Origin of the sequence: Streptomyces sp. ML-6 (genome assembly GCF_030116705.1) — a bacterium.
Taxonomy (GTDB): Bacteria; Actinomycetota; Actinomycetes; order Streptomycetales; family Streptomycetaceae; genus Streptomyces.
Window position 1 is genome coordinate 5,435,075 of the sequence record NZ_JAOTIK010000001.1, and the last position, 18,362, is coordinate 5,453,436.

Consider the following 18,362-nt stretch of genomic DNA (forward strand, 5'->3'; position numbering starts at 1 on the left):
CCGGGGGCCGGACGGCGGTGTCCGGTCCCCGTCGATCCCCGCCCCGGGCAGCCGCGCCCGGGGCGGCTCCGGGAGGACGGCCAGTGAAGACCCAACACGTACCCCAACCACCCATCCCCCGCGTCTTGGGCGACGGCGACCCGGTCGCCCCCCTCGCGCAGGGCCAGGAGGCGCAGGCGCTCCTGGAGCAGAGCCGGGCCCTCGTCGACCCGCGGCTGCGCGCCGCCGTCGACTCCCTGCCCGGCGCGATCCGCCGGGTCGCGGCCTACCACTTCGGCTGGGAGGAGGCCGACGGCTCCCCGGCCTCGGGGCGGGCGGGAAAGGCGATCAGACCCGCGCTGGTCCTCGCCGCCGCCCGGGCCCTGGGCGGCGACCCGCAACGTGCGCTACGGGCCGCCGTCGCCGTGGAGCTGGCCCACAACTTCACCCTGCTGCACGACGACATCATCGACGAGGACCGGACCCGCCGGCACCGGCCCACGGCCTGGGCGGTGTTCGGCATCCCCGCCGCGGTGATCACCGGCGACGCCATGCTCGCCCTCGCCCAGCGGCTGCTCGCCGAGGACACGGACCCGGCAGCGGCGCGGGCCTCGGCGCGGCTCTCCACCTGCATCATCGAGCTGTGCGCGGGCCAGCAGGCCGACTGCGCCTTCGAGGACCGTGACCCCGGCGGGGTCACCCTGGACGAGTGCCTGACCATGGCCGTCGCCAAGACGGGCGCCCTGCTCGGCTGCGCCTGCGCGACGGGGGCCCTCTACGCGGACGCGGAGGAACGGGCGGTCGGCGCGATGGACGGATTCGGCCGGGAGGCGGGACTCGCCTTCCAGCTCATCGACGACCTGATCGGCATCTGGGGCGATCCGGAGCGGACCGGGAAGCCGGTGGGGGCGGACCTCATCGCCCACAAGAAGTCCCTGCCCGTCGTCGCGGCCCTGACCTCCGGCACCCCCGCGGCGGCCGAACTCGCCACGCTCTACCGGGGACCCATGAACACACCCGACGAGGTGAGCCGCGCCGCCGACGCCGTGGACCGGGCCGGCGGCCGGGACTGGGCGCAGATCTGCGCCGCGGACCGGATGGCACGCGCGATCCACCACCTGTCCAGGGCGGTGCCCGACCTGGCCCGGGCGGGCGACCTGCTGACCCTGGCGGAGTTCGTCACCCGCCGGAAGCACTGAGCGCGGGAGCACGGGAACGCCCGGAGGTGCCGGGCGCGGAAGGGGAAGCGTCCGGAGGGGCCGGGGACGGAGCGGGAAACTCCTGGAAGGGCCGGGCGCGGAAGGGGAAGCGTCCGGAGGGGCCGGGGACGGAGCGGGAAACTCCTGGAAGGGCCGGGCGCGGAAGGGGAAGCGTCCGGAGGGGCCGGGGACGGAGCGGGAAACTCCTGGAAGGGCCGGGCGCGGAAGGGGAAAGGAAGGGGAAAGGAGCCGAGGTCACAAGGGCCGTTCGGGGAAGAGGAGGGCGACAGACCGACTGTCATGGGAACGGACTACAGTCCCTGCCCATGACAGATGAGTCATGGGCAGGGTGGTACCGGGACCGGCAGGGTTCCGACGCCGTCGTCCTCACCACCGACGGACAGCAACTACGTCTCCGGACAAGGGGGATCGACTTCGAGGGCACGAGCTTCGACGGCCTCGCCCCGGTCGTCGGGACACCACCGGTCGACGACCGGTTCTCCCTGGTGGACGGCGCGTTGAGCGACTGCGTCCTGGAGTGGGACCTGCCGCTCCCGGTGGCCTGGGACGGAGCCGTCCATCAGGCCACGCTCAGCTGCCTGTTGTCGCTGCGCCGCCCCGATCCGTACCTCAGCCTCGAATTGCAGTTCGGTGGTGCGGCCTACGCATCCCATCGCGCCGAGAGCGATTTCGCCTCCGCCCTCGCCACGATCCAGCGCGCCCTGCCGCCCGGGGTGCGCCTCCGGACCTGCATAGCCTGCGCCTTCTCGGACTACTTCCCGGCCCCGGAGCCGGCCCCGGGGGCGGGGCGCGGACTGTCCGGGGGCCTCGCCTGTTTCCGGGGGGCCAAGGACGCCTACCGAGGGGCGTCCGGTGAGGGCGACCTCCTGGAACTGTGGGACCGGCGCACCGGATTCGTCCAGGAAGTCTGGAGCTGCCGCGAGTACGAGCCCCGCCCGGACGGCGGCACCGGTACCGGGCACCGGGGCGCGTTCCCGCTGGAACACGCCTGACACCCTCCCGCCCTCCGCCCCTCCCGCTTCCCGACCCGTCCCGCTTCCCGTCCCGCCTCGTACGTTTCCGCTCGTCGACGCTGCCCCGTACCGGAACCGCTCCGGTACGGGGCAGCCCTGTTGTTCGGGGGCGGGGGAGCGGAGCGGGGGGCGGGGGATCGAGGGATCGAGGGATCGAGGAGCTGGATTGTTGTTCCGGCATTGTTCTACTAACATGCGAACAAGGGAGGTTTTAATGAATCGTAAGAACCTGGGCGGAACCGCTCTTGTCGTCCTGCCGTTCCTGCTCGCGCCCGTCGTCGACCTGGTCCTGTTCCTCGTGTTCCGGGACCGGCTGCCCGACCGGCCGGCCGGCCATTTCACGCTCGACGGCCGGGCGGACGGCCATATGGCACTGATCTGGTACCCGGTGCTCTGCACTCTGGTGTTCGCCGTGACCGGCGTCTCGTGGTCCCTCATGGTGCGGCGGGGCGAGTTCCACGGGCGGGCCCACCGCCTGCTCGTCGCCGGGGGCTACGCTTTCGCGGGATTCTTCGGCTGGCTGATGGCCGCCGTGCTGCTCGCCAACGTGGACGCCGTCGAGGGCGCGCGGGGGGAGGCGCAGGGCGTCTCGCTCCCGTTGTGGCAGCTCGCCGCCGCGCTGGGGGCCGCCGTGCTCGCGGGCGGGATCGGGGCGGGGCTGGCCGCGCTCCGGCCCGCACCGGTGCCCCCGGCCGGGGGCGAACCGGGCGGTGACGCCGCGCGGATCGCGCTCGCGGACGGGGAGGTCGCCGGCTGGGCGCGCAGCGTCGGGAGCTGGTGGCTGCCGCTGATCGTGCTGCTGCTCGTCGCCCTGGGCGTGGTGGGCCTGATTTTGTCGGGCTGGGCCGCCGGGCTGCCGCCGCTGCTCACCGCCGTGCTGATGGCCGGGTTCGTGCGGCCGTGCGTGGCGGTGGACCGGCGCGGCATCACCGTCTCCGGAACGCTGCGCTGGCCGCGCGTCAGGGTGCCGCTCGACCGGATCGAGGCGGCGAGCAGTCAGGACATCAGCCCCATCGCGGAATACGGCGGTTGGGGATACCGCGTCCGGCCGGGGCGCACGGGTGTGATGCTCCGCTCCGGCGAGGGGATCGTGGCGAGGCTGACGGACGGCCGGAAGTTCGCGGTGACCGTCGACGACTCGGCGACCGGGGCCGCGCTCCTCAACACCCTGATCGATCAGCGTCGGGCGGAGCACTGAGCATGCTGTTCCGTGTCGATCCCACGTCCGCCGTGCCGCTCGGCGACCAGATCGCGGCGTCCGTGCGCCGCTCGGTCGCCGACGGGGCGGTGGTGCCGGGCGAGAGGCTGCCCGCGGCCCGGGTGCTCGCGGAGTCCCTCGGCGTCAACGTCCACACCGTGCTGCGCGGCTACCAACGGCTCCGCGAGGAGGGGCTCATCGAGCTGCGTCGGGGCCGCGGCGCGGTGGTCACCGGCGGCGTCCCGCCGCAGCGGGCCCGGCTGCTGGAGAGGGTGCGCGAAGTGGTCGCCGACGCACGTGAGTTGGGGATGACGGAGGACGAGTTGCTGGATCTGGTGCGTACCGCACTGAACACGCCCTGAGGCCGTGGCACCCGGCCCCTCGCGAAGCCGGGCCCCGGAGCGCCGTTGCCCGGAGACCCCGAGGGGCCACCCCGTCCTACGAGGTGGCCCCGGATCCCGCGCGCCGGACCGCGAGGCGGCCCGGGGGAGGTGCGAGGGGACGGATCAGGAGGAGCTGCGGGCCAGCGCGGCCGCGAAGCCGTACTGCCACAGGTAGTTGACCTGGCTGCGCTCGCTCGCGTTGGGGTACGCGTTGGTGCAGGACGTGCCGGGGCCGCCGCCCGACATCAGCTCGCTGCACGGACCGGAGTAGTGGTCCGGCAGGCCGAGCACGTGCCCGGTCTCGTGCGCGGTGACCCGGGTCGAGTTGTACTGCTGGTTCTGCGCGTAGTCCAGGAAGATGTACCCGTTGCCGTGCCCGTCGGTGCTCGCGTACGAGCCGCGGGGGTCGTTGCCCTCGTAGTAGGCGAAGTCGGCGTTCGAGCCCTCCTGCAGCCGGACGTTGGAGACGGAGCTGTTCCAGATCTGCGCGCTGCTGGCTATCTGGTTGCGGAAGCTCGGCGCGTTGGTGGCGCTGTAGACGACGGTGACGGCCTGGGCGCCGGGGTTCGCCGCCCGCTTCTTCGCCACGGACTTGGCGACCGCCTCGAAGAACGCCTTGTTCGCGGCGGCGTTCTCCTGCGACTCGGAGTAGGCGGTGTAGCCGGCCCGGGCCTCCGACGTGGCGACGGCGGGTGCCGAGTCGGAGGCCGTGGAGGCGGCGATGGCGGGGGCCGTGCCCAGTGCGGCGGCGAGGCCGAAGCCGAGGCCGACCACGGCCGACATGACGGTCCTGGGGTGTCTCATGGGGGGTCTCCTACCGATTACCGGTCCGATGAACCCGTCCGATGGACCCGTCCGATGACCGGACGGGGACGGGGTGGGGTACGGAGAGAGTGTCGGGGAGCGGAGGCCGCGGCGGATGATGTCAACCGGCGATAGCGCCGCACTATCACCGTCCTCGGTATCTTCACCGAATCCTGCGTCAACTCCAGGTGAATTAACGGACTTTGGTGGGATTGGGGAGTCTGGTGCGACCGTCGTCCGCCGCCCTACGCTCGACGGCATGGAGCTTGAGGTGAGACACCTCAGGGCGCTGTGCGCCATCGCGGACACGGGCAGTCTGCACCGGGCCGCCCGCAGCCTGGGCGTGAGCCAGCCCTCCCTGACCACCCAGCTGCGACGGATCGAGAACACCCTGGGCGCCGAGCTGTTCTCCCGCGAACGGACCGGCTGCCGGCCGACGTTGCTCGGCCGCGCCGTCCTCAGCCGGGCCCGCCCCCTGGTCGACGGAATGACCGCCCTGGTCAGCGACGCGAAGGCGGAGGCCGCCGCGGTGCGCGCCACCGGCCCGCGACTGCGCATCGGCTGCACCGCGAGCCGGATCATCGGCGGCTGGCTGCGCAGGCTGCGGCTCCGGCTGCCCGACACGGACATCTCGCTGCGGGTCGACGTGTCGGCCCGCGCACTGCTCCGCGACGTCGGGGCGGGCGGGCTGGACGTCGTCTTCGTGCACGAGGTCGAGGGCTGCCCGCTGCCCGTCCCCGAAGGCCTGGAACAGCGCGTTCTCCTGGAACGCGAACCGCAGTTCATCTCCATGTCCAGGGACCATCCGGCCGCCGCCCGGCCCGTGGTCGACCTGGAGGACCTGGCCGCCGACCGGTGGATGGTGGACCCCACGGTGGACGGCGAATGGGACGGGCTGCGCCGGGTGTTCGACGAGGCCGGCCTCGCGCCGACCGTCCTGCACGGCGACTACCTCACCGCCGCCTCCCTCATCGTGCTCGGCGAGGCGGTCGCCCCCTGCCAGCCCACCTCCGGGCCGCGCGACGACATGGCGATCCGCCCGCTGCGCGACGACCCCCTCGCGGTACGGCTGCTGCTGGTGTCCCGGCCGGGCACCGACACGACGGCGGCGTACGCGGAGCTGGAGGCGGCCTACCGGGAGGCGGCCCAGCGGGCGGCCGGCTACCACCAGTGGCTGCTGCGCAACCGCAGCCCGCTCGTCTGCGCCCCCTGACCGGGCTCCTTCGCGGGTGGCGGCCGACGGTGAGCGGGCGGCCGGACGGGCGAACCGGTGCTCGATTCCGCTGAGAGCGAGGGCCGGTTCCGGACCGGGGACGCGGCAGGCAGAGTCGGTCCCATGAGACTTCTGATGCTGGGTGGTACGGAATTCGTCGGACGTGCCGTCACGGAGGAGGCGCTCGCACGTGGTTGGGAGGTCACGGTGTTCCACCGGGGCCGGCACGCGCCCCCGCCGGGGGTGACGGAACTCCTCGGCGACCGCACCGCCGAGGACGGACTCGCGGCACTGGCCGCACCCGCCTCCCGTACCGGGGAAGCGAACGCGGCCGGGGAGGGGAACGCGAACGGGGGCCCGGGCGGGGACGGGGACGGGGGCGCGTACGACTGGGACTTGGTGGTCGACACCTGGACCGGGGCGCCCTCCGCCGTGCGGGACGCGGCCCGGTTGCTGGCCGATCGGGTCGGCCGGTACGCGTATGTCTCCAGCCGCTCCGTGTACGACCATCCGGCCCCGGCCGGGCTGCCGGAGGACGGCCCGCTGGTGGCCGGGGCCTCGCCCGACGAGGACGGGAAGGACGGGGAGGTCCCGTACGCCCTGGCCAAGCGGGGCGGTGAACTGGCCGCGCTCGACGCCTTCGGGGACCGGGCCCTGCTCGCCCGTGCGGGCCTGGTCCTGGGCCCCGGCGAGAACGTCGGCCGGCTGCCCTGGTGGCTGACGCGGATCGCCCGGGGCGGACCGGTGCTGGCGCCCGGGACCCCGGACCTGAAGCTCCAGTACATCGACGTCCGCGACCTCGCGAACTGGCTGCTGGACGCGGGCAGTAGCGGTCTGGGTGGGCCGTACAACCTGGTCAGCCGTTCGGGCCACGCCACCATGGGGCAGCTGCTGGACGCCTGCGTACGTGCCACCGGCTCCGGCGCGACGCTCCGTTGGACGCCCGCGGAGACGGTCCTCGCGGCAGGCGTGGAGCCGTGGAGCGACCTGCCGGTCTGGGTGCCCCCGGGCGAGTTGTACGACGCGGTGCACGGGGGCGACGTGAGCAAGGCGTATGCCTCCGGCCTGCGCTGCCGGCCGGTCGAGGAGACGGTCGCCGACACCTGGAAGTGGCTGGAGGAGTTGGGCGGACGGGCTCCGCAGCGGCCGGACCGGCCGGCGGTCGGCCTGGACCCGCTGGTGGAGGCCGAACTGCTGGCGAAGCAGGGCTGACGCACACATCCGGCGGGGCGCACCGGCGGGTGTGGGCGACGGCGGGTGTGCGTATCGGACCGGTGGGTGCGGGCGCCGGACCGGCGGGTGTGCGTATCGGACCGGCAGGGCGCGTGCCGGACCGGTTCCGATGTTCCGGTGCGCCGGTGCGTGGCCCGGGTATCCGGGTACATCGAATCCGATCCGGCGTGGCATTCCGCATGGTTTGATAGGCAAAGCTGCATATTGCCCTTTATGGCAACGCATAAGCGCAGACACGGCAAAAGTATCCAGGCGGCGGTGGCCGTGGCGGCGGCCGCGGCACTGGTGGGCACGCTGACGGCCACCGCTCTCGCCGACCCGCTGCCCGGCGGGCTCGGCCCCTGCCTGGGGAACGACTGCCCGACCACCTGGCTCGACCCGAACAACGGACCCGTCACCAATCACGACAGCAACATCAACATCTTCGTCGGCGGCGACTTCCTGGTCCGGGAGGCCGCCGCGGAGGCCGAGGGGAAGATCGTCACCCTCGGCCGGTTCGACATGAACAAGCGCGAGGGGGTCTCGCAGATCTACAACGTCGGCGTGGTCGGCGTGGGCTCCCGGGTGCCGCCCCCCAACGACTCCGACTACCTGACGGTGGGCGGGCCGCTGACGGTCGTGGACGGGCAGCGGCTGGTCGCCGAGGAGGGACCGAACCACGGGGTGGTCAAGTACGCCGAGACCGTCAGCGGAACGGTGATCCCGGATCCGGTCATGGACCCCGCCGCCACGGACCCGTACACGGCGCTGCGCGACCAGCTGACCGAGGCCAGCCGCTGCTACGCGTACGACGACGGCCAGGACCACCGACGCCCCGTCACGGGCACCACGGTGAACGCCGGTTTCGAGACGACCTTCGTGGGCGACGGCATCTCCACCCTCCAGGTGTTCGCCGTGGACGCGGACGTGGCGGCGGGCGGGGGCGGCCAGCAGGGCATCACCTTCAACGCGATCCCGGACGGCGCGACGGTGCTCGTCAACGTCTACGGGAGCAGCCGCAACATCAACACGTTCATGGGGTCGCTGCCCCAGGCCGGACTGCGCGAACGCCTGCTGTGGAACTTCCCCGACGCCACCGAGATCGGGCTGCACGGTGCCGCCCAGTTCCAGGGCAGCGTGCTGATCGGCCAGCCGTCGAGCACGACCACCCTGGACATGAGCGGCACCAACGGCCGCTTCTACACCGCCGGTTCGCTGATCCACACGTCCGCGGGGCAGTCGGGCGGCCAGGAACTGCACGCCTACCCCTTCGACGGGGACCTGCCGAGCTGCACCGGGAAACCCACCCCGACACCGACTCCGACGGATACGCCTACGCCCACGGACACGCCGACTCCGACGGACACCCCCACGCACACCGGTAAGCCGACGCATACTGGCAAGCCGACGCATACTGGTAAGCCGACGCATACTGGTAAGCCGACGCACACCGGTAAGCCGACCCACACTGGTAAGCCGACGCACACCGGTAAGCCGACCCACACTGGCAAGCCGACGCACACCGGTAAGCCGACCCACACCGGTAAGCCGACGCACACCGGTAAGCCGACCCACACTGGCAAGCCGACGCACACCGGTAAGCCGACCCACACTGGCAAGCCGACGCACACCGGTAAGCCGACCCACACCGGTAAGCCGACCCACACCGGTAAGCCGACGCACACCGGCAAGCCGACACCCACAAGTACCCCGACGCGCACCCACACCCCCGGGCCGTGGCACTCGGATACGTGGCCCGGACCGGATCCCGCCCAGACCCACTCCTGGCCGCACAAGCCCCACCCCGGGGGAGAGCTTCCCCACACGGGCTCCCGCGGCGGTGAATGGATCATCGGTGGTATCGCCGCGGCTCTGCTCGCGGCCGGTTCGGCGGCCACGTTGATGGCCCGGAGGGCGCGCCGACGCAGCTAGCTTTGGCCCATGGCCGAACTGCTGCTGCACCTCACCGAAGGGCCCTTGTGGGAGGCGGCCCGCGGGATCGGGACGTACGAGATGTCCACCCGCGGCCGCACCCTGCACGAAGAGGGCTTCATCCACTGCTCGTTGCCGCACCAGCTCGCCGGCGTGGCCGAGATGCTGTACGGCGCCGGGAGCGGGGCCGGGGCGGGTGACCAGGAACTCGTGGTCCTCGTCATCGACCCCGACCGGCTCCCGGCGCCCGTGCGGTACGAGTCCGTCCCGCCCGGCGGCGAGGAGTTCCCGCACATCTACGGGCCCGTCCCGGTGGACGCGGTCGTGGAAGTGCGCCCCTGGCCGGACAAGGAAGGTGACCCCGCATGAACGCTCCACCCCCTGAGACCTCCGCGGGTCCGGCACATCCCGTGGCCCCCGTCATCGCCGTCACCGGGGCGAGCGGCGCCGTGGGCGGCCGGGTCGCACGGCGCCTGGCACGCGCCGGAGTACCCGTGCGGCTCCTCGGGCGCGATCCGGCGCGACTGCCCGAACTGCCCGGCGCGGTCGCCGCCCCGCCCGCCCCGTACGGCGACGGGGAGGCCATGCGCCGCGCACTCGCCGGGGCGCACACGCTGTTCCTCGTATCGGCGCACGAGAGCCCCCACCGGGTGCGCGAGCACACGACGGCCGTGGACGCGGCGGTCGCCGTGGGCGTCGAGCGCATCGTGTACGTCTCCTTCCTCGGCGCCGCGCCGGATGCCACGTTCACCTTCGCCCGGGACCACTGGCACACCGAGGCGCACATCCGGACCGCCGACGTGCGCCACACCTTCCTGCGCGACAGCCTGTACCTCGCCGGGCTCCCCGCGATGACCGGCGCCGACGGGGTGCTGCGCGGTCCGGGCGGCGACGGCCGGGTGGCGGCGGTGGCGCACGAGGACATCGCGGACGCCGCGACCGCCGTACTGCTGGCCGACACCGAGCATGCTGAAACCCGCCACGACGGAGTGACGTACGACCTCACGGGCCCCGAGGCGTTCACCCTCGCCGAGGCGGCCGAGGAGCTGAGCAGGGCCACCGGCCGGACCGTCACCTACGTACCGGAGACCCGCGAGGAGGCCTACGCCTCACGGGCGCACTACGGGGCCGAGGACTGGGAGGTGACCGGCTGGGTGACGTCGTACGAGGCCATCGCCACCGGTGAGATGGCCACGGTCTCGGCCGCAGTGCCGAATCTGACGGGGCGTCCGGCGATGGATCTGGCCACCTATCTGAGGGAACACCCGGACAGCTACCGGCACTTGCTGAAGCCGCGCTGACCGCGTGCGCGTACTGCACGCGCTGACCGTGCTGCCGGTACCGGCACTCCTGCCGGCACTGACAGTCCTGCCGGCACTGGCAGCCCTGCCCGTACCGTCCGTACCATCCGTGCGGCTCGTGCCATCCACCCCATCTCCACCATCCGTACTGCCTGTTTCGTGTGACGGGGCCGCCCGGCGTCCTCAGTCCACGTACACGCCCGCCCGTGCCGCCGCGGCCGCCGCCTCGGCGGCACGGTCCGCGGCCGCCTCGTCGAGCGGCCCGCCGCCGGCCAGCAGCCGGTAGTAGAGCGGGGCCGACACGGCGCGGATCACCTCGCCCGCGTTCGTGCCCGCGGGCAGCTCCCCGCGCTCGACCGCCTCGGTGACGCAGCCGGACCACTCCTCGACGCGGACCGCGTAGAACCGGTGCAGCGCCCCGGCCGTGCGCGGGTCGCACGTGGCCGCAGCGCTCACGGACTTGAAGAGGGGCCCTGCCGGTCGTCGGCGAGGGGCTGGGGTTCTCCCTCTCGAACCTGCAGTGGATCGCCACCTCGTTCGCGCTCGCCGTCGCCGGCTTCACCCTGCTGTTCGGGAGGGTCGCCGATCTCGTCGGCCGCAAACGGATGTTCCTCGGCGGCATGACCGTTCTCGGCCTCTCCTCCGTCCTGGGCGGCCTCGCCACCTCACCCGAAGTGATGCTCGTGGCGCGGGTGTTGCAGGGTCTCGCCACGGCGGCCGTCACCCCGGCCGGGCTCGCGCTGCTGACCACTTCCTTCAAGGAAGGCCCGCTGCGGGAACGGGCTCTCGGCCTCAACGGCGCACTGATGTCCGCCGGGTTCACCGCCGGAGCCGTTCTCGGCGGCCTGCTCACCGATCTGCTCTCCTGGCGCTGGGCGTTCTTCATCAACGTGCCCGTGGCCGCCCTGGTGGTCGCCCTCGCCCCGTCCGTCCTCACCGAATCGCGCCCCGCCGGGCGTTCCCGGCTCGACGTGCCGGGAGCCGTGACCGTCACCGGTGGTCTGCTCCTGCTCGTCCACGGGCTGACGCAGGCCGGCGAGTCCGGCTGGACCGAGCCCACCACCCTGGCCGCGCTCCTCGCGGGTCTCGTGCTCCTCGTCGGCTTCCGGGCCGTCGAGAAGCGGGCGGCGTCGCCGCTGGTTCCCCTGCACGTCCTGAAGCGGCGCAGTGTCATCTGGGGCAACACCGCGGGGCTGATCGCCTTCGTCACCGAGACCTCGCTGGTCTTCCTGCTGACCCTCTACCTGCAGGAGGTCCTCGGCCACTCGCCGCTCGCCACCGGACTCGCCTTCGGTGTGCTGGGTGTCGGCACCGTGATCGGCGGCGCGTTCGGCGGCCGTGCGGTCGGGCGCTTCGGGAGCCGTACGACCATCGTCGCCGGCGGGATCGTCCAGGCCGTGGCCACGCTCTCCCTGGTGGCGCTCGGAACGGCGGGGGAGTGGATCCTGCTCCTGCTGGCGGCCACCTTTGTCGGCGGGATCGGCAACATGCTGATGATTGTCGGCTTCATGGTCACCGCGACCTCCGGGCTGCCGGACGAGGAGCAGGGGCTGGCCACCGGCCTGGCCACCATGACCCAGCAGGTCGGCATCACCATGGGCATCCCGGTCATGAGCGCCGTCGTCACCGCCCGGACGTCCGCCCTCGGCGACACCGGCCCCGAAGGCGTCCTCTCGGGGGTGTCGGTTGCGATCCTGGTCAACTCGGCGCTGGTCCTCGCGGGTGCGCTGCTCGCGGGCGCCTTCCTCGGGCCGCGACGCGGTGCGCGACTCGGTGCCGGCAGCGGCGCGGGGGACGGCGCCCGGGAGTGAGACCGGGGAGCGGTGCGGTGGTGCCGGGCGGCGATGCCGGGCGGCGGATCGGCCTGATCCGTCCGCGGCCCGGCATCGCCGCATCCGTGCGCCCCGGTTCCCGGTTCTCGTGCCGCTGTCGGCGCCCGCATGTCCTCCGCGCCGGTGCGGCCCGGTTTCGCTCGTCCCCGGACCCGCGCGTCTCAGGCCCCGTCGTGGGCCGCGCGCAGGGCGGCGATGTCCAGCTTCTTCATGGTCATCATCGCCCTAGTGGTCCTGGCGCCCTTCTCCGCGTCCGGGTCGAGGACCATCTCCAGCAGCGCCTCGGGCACGACCTGCCAGGAGACGCCGTACCGGTCCCTCAGCCAGCCGCAGGGCCCCTCCTCGCCCCCGTCGGTGAGGCTGCTCCAGTAGTGATCCACCTCGGCCTGGTCCGCACAGCGGATCTGGAACGAGACGGCCTCGTTGAACGTGAACTCCGGCCCGCCGTTCAGTCCGACGAACTTCTGGCCGTTGAGCTCGAACTCGACCGTCATCACCGACCCGGCGGGCCCCGGCCCCGCCTCGGTGTAGCGGCCGATCCTGCCGAGGCGTGAGTTCTTGAAGACCGTGAGGTAGTACTCCGCCGCCTCCTCGGCCTGCCCGTCGAACCACAGACACGTGGTGAAGCCTTCGGTGGTCATCGCTGTCTCCTGTCATGTGCGCAACCCCGTCAAGTGCGCAACCCCGTAATGCGCGCAGCCCGTCGCCTGCGCATGTCCACCCATATCGACTGGTCCCGGTCCGAAAACTCATCGCTGTACGGGAGCACCCGTGAGGAAGCAGGGAACGGTCGACTCCATATGGTCCCCCGTGGAGACCCCCGAACTCGCCCGACGACACGAGTGCACCCCGCACCGAACGACCGGCCCGTCCGAATCGCGCGGGGCGTACGACGTCATCGCGCGGGAGGAGGGCGTACGGCGTCGTCGGGCGGGGACGTACGGGGTCGTCGGGCGGGGCGCGCGATGTCATACCCAGGTCCGACCCCGAGGTCCGTGCCCTGGTCCGACGCCCCGGCCGGGGGAGGGGCGGCATCGTCGAGGGCATGACGAACCGAACGGTCCTCGTGGACCCCGCGGCCCCCTCCCCCGGCGCCCGGCTGCGCGCCGTGCTGCCGGTGGAGCGGATGGGTACGGCCGGATTCACCGGACGCTGGGTCGGGGGTGCCGCCATGGTGCTCGCCCCGCTCCTGATGCTGGCCGGAGCGCTGCTGCGCGTCCGCTTCCCCTTCTTCTACCCCGGCCAACTCGCCGCGTACGAACGCCATCCCGCGCTGATGGCCACCGCGTACGGCCTGTTCGCCGCCGGTGGTGTGCTGCTCTGGCCCGCCGCGGCCGTGATCGCCGCCCGGATCGGGGCCCGCAGCCCGGGGTGGGGGCTGTGGGGCGGCGTACTGGTCGTGTTCGGGCTGTTCGCCCGCACGTTCCACGCGGGGGTGGACCACCTGGCCCTCCAGTTGGTGCGGTCCCGCGGCGCCGAGGCCGCCACCGAGGCCGTGACCGCCGGCTACGGGGCCTTCCACGTCTTCGCCGCGCTGAACCTCGCCGTCCTCGCGGGCTGGATCGTCCTCGCCCTCGGCGCGTGGCGCACCCGGGTGCTCGGGCCGGTGCGGGCCTGCGCGCTCGCCCTCACGGCCGCGCTGCCCCTGGGCGTTCTCAAGGGCACCACCCCGTTGTCGCTGGTGGCCCTCGCCGGGCTGTGCGTCGCGCTGGTGCCGTCGGGCCTCGGCCTGCTGCGCGAGGCGCCGCGGCCGGGCCGGGCGGCGGTGCTGCGCTGGGTTCCGGCGGCCGGGGCGGTGGTCGTGCTCATGGTGCTGCTCGGACAGGCCGGTTGAGTGCACCCCTACGGATACGGTCGGACCATGATCCCCAAGGGTGGCCGCGGACTGCTCCAACTCCTCGACCTCGTCGCGGCGTTGCTCCTGACCTCCGGCTACGTCGGATTCGTCCGGATGGACTCCGGCGACGGCCAGGCGCACTACACCGGGCCGTTCTGGCTGGGGTGCCTGATCGCCGCCGGAGTGGGCCTGCCCGTCGCCGTACGCCGCCGTCGGCCGCTCCTCGTCCTGGCGACCGTCCTCGTCGCGCTGGCCGCCGCCTCGCTCCTGGACATCGTCCGCGAACCGTACGTCGCGGCCGGTCTCGGGGCCTACGCGGTCGGTCTCGTCGAACCCGCCCGCCGCTCCGTGCCCGCGCTGGCCGTCGCGGTGGCGGTGGCGGGCGGTGCCGTCTACCTCGGCGAAGCCGTGATCACCCCGGCCGAGGACCCGTGGGGGGCCGTCGGGGTGGCCGGGGCCGCGGTGCTGGTGATCGGCGGCTCCTGGGGTGCGGGCTTCGTCGTGCGTGAACGCCGGGCCGCCGCCCTGCGCGACGAACGGCGCCGCGCGGAGCGTGCCGTGGAGGAGGAACGCCTCAGGATCGCCCGGGAGTTGCACGACATCGTCTCGCACAACCTCGGTCTCATCGCCGTCAAGGCGGGCGTCGCCGGACACGTCGCGGGCGCCGATCCGCAGGAGGCGAGGGACGCGCTGAAGGTCATCGAGGAGACCAGCCGGTCCGCCCTGGCCGAGATGCGGCGCACGCTCGGAGTGCTGCGCAGCCGGAACACGCCCCCGGACACGCCCCTGGGCCCGGTCCCGGACCTCGGCCGCCTGGACGAACTGGCCGTCGCCGCCGGGCGGGCGGGCACGGACATCCGCTTCGCGGTCCACGGCACGGAGGGCCTGGCCGAGGGGATGCGGGTGACCGTCCACCGGATCGTCCAGGAGGCCGTCACCAATGTCGTACGACACGCGTCCCCGACCCGCTGCCGGGTCGCGGTCGAGGCGGACGTGCACGAGATCCGCATAGACGTCACCGACGAGGGTCCACCGCCGGGCCGTCGTCGTTCCGGCCACGAACTTCCCGGCGGACACGGACTTTTGGGCATGCGGGAGCGGGTCATGATGTACCACGGCAGCTTCGCCGCGGGGCCCCGCCCGGAGGGCGGCTTCGCGGTGGCCGTCCGGCTGCCGGTCGACGGGGAGCGGAGCACATGACCGACGGGGCCGATGGGGCCGACAGGGCCGAGGGGACCGCGGGGGCCGCAGAGACGGACGAGGTCGGTGGTACCGGCAGTACCGGTGGCGCCGGTGGCAGTGGCGGTACCGGTGGCAGGGAGGGCAGGGACGACGTGCCGGTCCGGGTGCTGGTCGCGGACGACCAGGCCATGGTGCGCGGCAGCTTCCGCGTGCTGATCGACCACACCCCCGGCATGACGGCGGTGGGCGAGGCGGCGACCGGTGCGGAGGCCGTCGGGATCGCGCGGCGCGAACGCCCCGACGTGGTGCTGATGGACATCCGCATGCCGGAGCTCGACGGCATCGAGGCCACCCGCCGCATCTGCGCGGACCCGGCCACCTCCGGGGTGCGGGTCCTCATCCTCACCACCTTCGACCTGGACGAGTACGTCTACGCCGCGCTGCGCGCCGGGGCTGCGGGCTTCCTCCTGAAGGACACCCCGCCGACCGAGGTCCTCGCCGCCATCGGAGTCGTCGCCGCGGGGGAATCGCTGCTCGCGCCCTCGGTGACGAGCCGCCTGATCGCGGAGTTCGCCCGCCGCCCGGAACCGGGCCGCCCGCCGGCCCGTTCGCTGGACGGGGTCACGGACCGGGAGCTGGAGGTGCTCGGCCTGATCGCGCGCGGTCTGTCCAACGCGGAGCTCGCGGAACACCTCCACCTGAGCCCGGCCACGGTGAAGACGCACATCGGCCGGCTGCTCGCCAAGCTCCGGGCCCGCGACCGGGCCCAACTCGTCATTGTCGCCTACGAGACCGGGCTGGTCGACGCCCGGAGGCGCGAGGCGTGACCCCGGACGCCGGGCACCCGTCCGGGCCCCACTTGCCGCGGGGTACGGCCGGGGGAGAGGGGCTCAGACGGTGACCCGGGGCCGTGCCGCGTCCAGGTGCTGCACGGCGGTCCGGTCGGCGTGCGGGGCGAGCAGGTCCCGCAGTTCGTGCGCGGCGGACTCGACGAGGTGGCCGTCGCGGGCGGCGTGGAGGGTTTCGAGGATGAACACGACGTCCGCGGAGTCCTCGGTGACACGGGTGCGGTGGGCGTCGCGGTGGTTCCAGTGCCGGGTCAGGACGCCGGTGGTGTCCGCGTAGACGATCTCGCCGGAAGCGGGGTTCTCGACGGTGTCGGGTTCACCGAGCGGGGTGAAGGACTCGGAGCCGTCGGCGTGCCGGATCTCGACGTCGCCGGTGACCCGGCCCAGATCGAAGGCACCGGCGGGCAGGCCGTGCCGGACGGAGACGGCGTTGTAGGAGTCGACGGGCGGGTTGATGCGTGGGAGGGCGCCCTTCTTGGCGAGGCGGCGGCCGAGCGCGTCCACGCTGGGGCGGATGCGGCGGGGGTTGGTGCCGAAGGAGCGGTAGGCGGTGTGCCACGCCTCGATGCGGGGATCGGTCTCGTCGGCGGGGTGCCAGCTGCCGTCGGCGAGCCGTCCCTCCAGCTCCGCCAGGGCGGCGACGGTGTCGGGCCAGGGCTCGCGGCCGCGCAGGCCGGTGGCGGTGACCAGGGCGATGAGGGTGTCGGGGAAGGACTCCACGACGGAGGTGGAGATGCGGAAGGTGGGCATGGGGGTGGTTCCGTTTCCTGCGTGCGTGCGTGCGTGCGTACGGGGATCGATGGGGCGAGGGGCCGGGACTTGCCCGGACCCGGGTCAGGCCAGGTCAGGTCAGGGCGAGGAGGCCGACGGCGACGGCGGCGGTGCCCAGGCCGACGAGCTGGCCGCGATGGATGCGTTCGGCGAGCACGCTGCGGGCGAGCAGGACCGTGCCGACCGGATAGAGGGCGGTGATCACGGCCACGACGGCGAGGTCCCCGCTGCGGGCGGCGAGCAGGAACAGCAGATTCGCCACGGAGTCCAGCGCCCCCGCGGCCGCCGAGGCCGCGTACGCGGGCCGCTCGGAGCCCAGCCGGCGGTGCAGCAGCCCCGCCGCGGTCAGGGTGATCGCCGAGGAGACCGTCCGGCCGATGAGCAGCGGGGCCACGCCGCTGTCGGTGGGCGCCTGGTGGAGGAAGACCAGCTGGAGGGCGATGGCGGCGCCGGCCCCGAGGGCCAGCAGCAGCGCCGTGCGGGAGGGCCGCGCCGACCCGGTCCCGTGCCCGGCGCTGACCAGCACCACGGCGACCAGCGCGAGCGGCAGGCCGATCAGCCCGGCGGCGGCCAGGTGCTCGCCCTGCAGCAGGCCCACGCCGACGGGCAGGGCCGCGGAGACCAGCGCGGTGACGGGCGACAGCACGTTCATCGGCCCGATCGCCAGGGTGCGGTAGAGCAACGCGAACGCGGCGGCCGACGCGACCCCCGACGCGGCGCCCCAGCCGAGGGCGCCGGCGCTGAACGAGGCGCCGAGCACCGGCCACAGCAGCAGTTCGACCACGAGACTGGACGGGGCCGCGATCATCACGGTCCGCAGCACATGGGCCTTGCGGGCGCCGAGGCCGCCGAGGAAGTCGGCGCACCCGTAAGCGAGCGAGCTGCCCAGGGCCAGCAGCAGAGCGATCACAGCGAATCCCTTACCATTCAATGGAATGACCGCACCGTATAACGGACCGACCGGGGCGTGTCAATGAAACGACCGGACGGTTCATTGAAATAGTTCAGCTGTGAGAGATGGTGATCCCGTGACCGAGACGGCCGCAGCCCTGCGGACGGTCGCGCACAACGTCCGGGCGGCCCGCATCCGGGCGGGCCTGTCCCTGGAGGAGCTCGGCCGGCGCGCCCAGGTCAGCAAGGGGGCCCTGGTGGGACTGGAGAAGGCCCAGGGCAACCCCAACCTGGCCACCCTGGTCCGGCTGGCCGACACCCTCGGCATCTCCGTCTCCGCCCTGATGCAGGGCCCCTCCGAAGGCCGCGTCCGGATCGTGACCGCCGATGCCGTGGCGCCCCTGTGGACCGGTGCGCACGGCGGCGAGGCCCGGCTCATGCTGACGACCTCGGGCCCGGCGCCCGTCGAGGTCTGGCGCTGGCGCCTGCGGCCGGACGAGGAGTACCCCAGCCACCCCCACCAGGCCGGGGTCGTGGAAACCCTCAGCGTCACCTCCGGCCGGATGACCCTGGTCGTCGACGGTACCGAGCACACCGTCGAGGCCGGGCAGACCGCCACGTTCGACGGCGACACCCCCCACACCTATCGCGGCGCGGGCACCGAGACCTGCCACCTGATCATGACGGTCCACATCCCGCCCGGCCCCGGCCCCGGCTCGGGGAGCTGAACCGCGGGGTGCATGGGG

17 protein-coding genes and 2 pseudogenes are annotated in these 18,362 nt (G+C 73.2%); 14 read left to right on the plus strand and 5 right to left on the minus strand.

The features are described 5' to 3' along the window. Positions 1–125 precede the first annotated feature (125 nt). The 4 genes from OCT49_RS24210 (at position 126) to OCT49_RS24225 (ending at position 3,772) form a co-directional block, all read left to right on the plus strand. A complete protein-coding gene (locus tag OCT49_RS24210) occupies positions 126–1,178 on the plus strand; it encodes a family 2 encapsulin nanocompartment cargo protein polyprenyl transferase (RefSeq protein WP_283853931.1) in 1,053 nt (350 codons plus the stop codon). Positions 1,179–1,504: 326 nt separating this feature from the next. After that, on the plus strand, positions 1,505–2,191 hold the full coding sequence (locus OCT49_RS24215) for a DUF6304 family protein (protein WP_283853932.1): 687 nt from the start codon (positions 1,505–1,507) through the stop codon (positions 2,189–2,191). Between the two features lie 235 nt (positions 2,192–2,426). Beyond that, on the plus strand, positions 2,427–3,410 hold the full coding sequence (locus OCT49_RS24220; RefSeq protein ID WP_283853933.1) for a DUF1648 domain-containing protein: 984 nt from the start codon (positions 2,427–2,429) through the stop codon (positions 3,408–3,410). Positions 3,411–3,412: 2 nt separating this feature from the next. Continuing rightward, the gene (locus tag OCT49_RS24225; RefSeq protein WP_283853934.1) at positions 3,413–3,772 is read left to right on the plus strand and encodes a GntR family transcriptional regulator; all 360 of its coding nucleotides are present in this window, start codon (positions 3,413–3,415) and stop codon (positions 3,770–3,772) included. A 144-nt stretch (positions 3,773–3,916) separates the two neighbouring features. Here OCT49_RS24225 and snpA read toward each other — a convergent pair whose 3' ends face one another. Then, positions 3,917–4,597 carry a snapalysin gene (snpA, locus tag OCT49_RS24230; RefSeq protein WP_283853935.1) on the minus strand — a complete coding sequence of 227 codons (681 nt, stop codon included), beginning with the start codon at positions 4,595–4,597 and terminating at the stop codon, positions 3,917–3,919. A 259-nt stretch (positions 4,598–4,856) separates the two neighbouring features. On the opposite strand from snpA, the gene OCT49_RS24235 reads away from it, so the two are divergent. The 5 genes from OCT49_RS24235 to OCT49_RS24255 all read left to right on the plus strand — a co-directional run bounded on the left by OCT49_RS24235 (position 4,857) and on the right by OCT49_RS24255 (position 10,255). Then, positions 4,857–5,810, plus strand: coding sequence for a LysR family transcriptional regulator (locus tag OCT49_RS24235; RefSeq protein WP_283853936.1), 954 nt, complete (start codon positions 4,857–4,859; stop codon positions 5,808–5,810). Positions 5,811–5,945: 135 nt separating this feature from the next. Beyond that, positions 5,946–7,022: an NAD-dependent epimerase/dehydratase family protein gene (locus OCT49_RS24240; protein WP_283855926.1), complete on the plus strand. Its 1,077-nt coding sequence runs from the start codon at positions 5,946–5,948 to the stop codon at positions 7,020–7,022. Positions 7,023–7,256: 234 nt separating this feature from the next. Next, a complete protein-coding gene (locus OCT49_RS24245) occupies positions 7,257–8,954 on the plus strand; it encodes a choice-of-anchor A family protein (RefSeq protein WP_283853937.1) in 1,698 nt (565 codons plus the stop codon). A 9-nt stretch (positions 8,955–8,963) separates the two neighbouring features. After that, complete coding sequence (locus tag OCT49_RS24250) at positions 8,964–9,323, plus strand: DUF952 domain-containing protein (protein WP_283853938.1); 360 nt, start codon at positions 8,964–8,966, stop codon at positions 9,321–9,323. Then, entirely contained in the window at positions 9,320–10,255 is a 936-nt protein-coding gene (locus OCT49_RS24255; protein ID WP_283853939.1) for an NAD(P)H-binding protein, read from the plus strand. Before OCT49_RS24250 ends, OCT49_RS24255 begins: the two co-directional genes overlap by 4 nt. A gap of 183 nt (positions 10,256–10,438) precedes the next feature. On the opposite strand, the pseudogene OCT49_RS24260 reads toward OCT49_RS24255, so the two are convergent. Beyond that, positions 10,439–10,729 (minus strand): annotated as a pseudogene (locus tag OCT49_RS24260) (TetR-like C-terminal domain-containing protein); the annotation flags it as partial. On the opposite strand from OCT49_RS24260, the pseudogene OCT49_RS24265 reads away from it, so the two are divergent. Continuing rightward, positions 10,726–12,066 (plus strand): annotated as a pseudogene (locus tag OCT49_RS24265) (MFS transporter); the annotation flags it as partial. The pseudogenes OCT49_RS24260 and OCT49_RS24265 overlap by 4 nt on opposite strands. A 182-nt stretch (positions 12,067–12,248) precedes the next feature. Here OCT49_RS24265 and OCT49_RS24270 read toward each other — a convergent pair. Beyond that, positions 12,249–12,728: a VOC family protein gene (locus OCT49_RS24270; RefSeq protein WP_283853940.1), complete on the minus strand. Its 480-nt coding sequence runs from the start codon at positions 12,726–12,728 to the stop codon at positions 12,249–12,251. A 404-nt stretch (positions 12,729–13,132) separates the two neighbouring features. Between OCT49_RS24270 and OCT49_RS24275 the strand changes: the two genes are divergently transcribed. The 3 genes from OCT49_RS24275 to OCT49_RS24285 all read left to right on the plus strand — a co-directional run bounded on the left by OCT49_RS24275 (position 13,133) and on the right by OCT49_RS24285 (position 15,933). Further along, positions 13,133–13,921: a hypothetical protein gene (locus OCT49_RS24275; protein ID WP_283853941.1), complete on the plus strand. Its 789-nt coding sequence runs from the start codon at positions 13,133–13,135 to the stop codon at positions 13,919–13,921. Between the two features lie 27 nt (positions 13,922–13,948). After that, on the plus strand, positions 13,949–15,124 hold the full coding sequence (locus tag OCT49_RS24280) for a sensor histidine kinase (RefSeq protein WP_283853942.1): 1,176 nt from the start codon (positions 13,949–13,951) through the stop codon (positions 15,122–15,124). A gap of 134 nt (positions 15,125–15,258) precedes the next feature. After that, positions 15,259–15,933, plus strand: a complete 675-nt coding sequence (locus OCT49_RS24285) for a response regulator (RefSeq protein WP_283855927.1) — start codon at positions 15,259–15,261, stop codon at positions 15,931–15,933. 63 nt (positions 15,934–15,996) lie between these two features. On the opposite strand, the gene OCT49_RS24290 is transcribed toward OCT49_RS24285, so the two are convergent. Together OCT49_RS24290 and OCT49_RS24295 are read right to left on the minus strand one after the other, a co-directional pair. Further along, on the minus strand, positions 15,997–16,704 hold the full coding sequence (locus tag OCT49_RS24290) for a B3/B4 domain-containing protein (protein WP_283853943.1): 708 nt from the start codon (positions 16,702–16,704) through the stop codon (positions 15,997–15,999). 94 nt (positions 16,705–16,798) lie between these two features. Next, positions 16,799–17,635: an EamA family transporter gene (locus tag OCT49_RS24295; RefSeq protein ID WP_283853944.1), complete on the minus strand. Its 837-nt coding sequence runs from the start codon at positions 17,633–17,635 to the stop codon at positions 16,799–16,801. A gap of 118 nt (positions 17,636–17,753) precedes the next feature. Here OCT49_RS24295 and OCT49_RS24300 point away from each other — a divergent pair, with 118 nt between their 5' ends. Beyond that, positions 17,754–18,344: a helix-turn-helix domain-containing protein gene (locus OCT49_RS24300; RefSeq protein WP_283853945.1), complete on the plus strand. Its 591-nt coding sequence runs from the start codon at positions 17,754–17,756 to the stop codon at positions 18,342–18,344. Positions 18,345–18,362: the final 18 nt, after the last annotated feature.

Coding starts and splice junctions, on each gene's coding strand:
- OCT49_RS24215 (WP_283853932.1), top strand. CDS start 1,505: ATGACAGATGAGTCATGGGCAGGGTGGTACCGGGACCGGCAGGGTTCC.
- OCT49_RS24220 (WP_283853933.1), top strand. CDS start 2,427: ATGAATCGTAAGAACCTGGGCGGAACCGCTCTTGTCGTCCTGCCGTTC.
- OCT49_RS24225 (WP_283853934.1), top strand. CDS start 3,413: ATGCTGTTCCGTGTCGATCCCACGTCCGCCGTGCCGCTCGGCGACCAG.
- snpA (WP_283853935.1), bottom strand. CDS start 4,597: ATGAGACACCCCAGGACCGTCATGTCGGCCGTGGTCGGCCTCGGCTTC.
- OCT49_RS24235 (WP_283853936.1), top strand. CDS start 4,857: ATGGAGCTTGAGGTGAGACACCTCAGGGCGCTGTGCGCCATCGCGGAC.
- OCT49_RS24240 (WP_283855926.1), top strand. CDS start 5,946: ATGCTGGGTGGTACGGAATTCGTCGGACGTGCCGTCACGGAGGAGGCG.
- OCT49_RS24245 (WP_283853937.1), top strand. CDS start 7,257: ATGGCAACGCATAAGCGCAGACACGGCAAAAGTATCCAGGCGGCGGTG.
- OCT49_RS24250 (WP_283853938.1), top strand. CDS start 8,964: ATGGCCGAACTGCTGCTGCACCTCACCGAAGGGCCCTTGTGGGAGGCG.
- OCT49_RS24255 (WP_283853939.1), top strand. CDS start 9,320: ATGAACGCTCCACCCCCTGAGACCTCCGCGGGTCCGGCACATCCCGTG.
- OCT49_RS24270 (WP_283853940.1), bottom strand. CDS start 12,728: ATGACCACCGAAGGCTTCACCACGTGTCTGTGGTTCGACGGGCAGGCC.
- OCT49_RS24275 (WP_283853941.1), top strand. CDS start 13,133: ATGACGAACCGAACGGTCCTCGTGGACCCCGCGGCCCCCTCCCCCGGC.
- OCT49_RS24280 (WP_283853942.1), top strand. CDS start 13,949: ATGATCCCCAAGGGTGGCCGCGGACTGCTCCAACTCCTCGACCTCGTC.
- OCT49_RS24290 (WP_283853943.1), bottom strand. CDS start 16,704: ATGCCCACCTTCCGCATCTCCACCTCCGTCGTGGAGTCCTTCCCCGAC.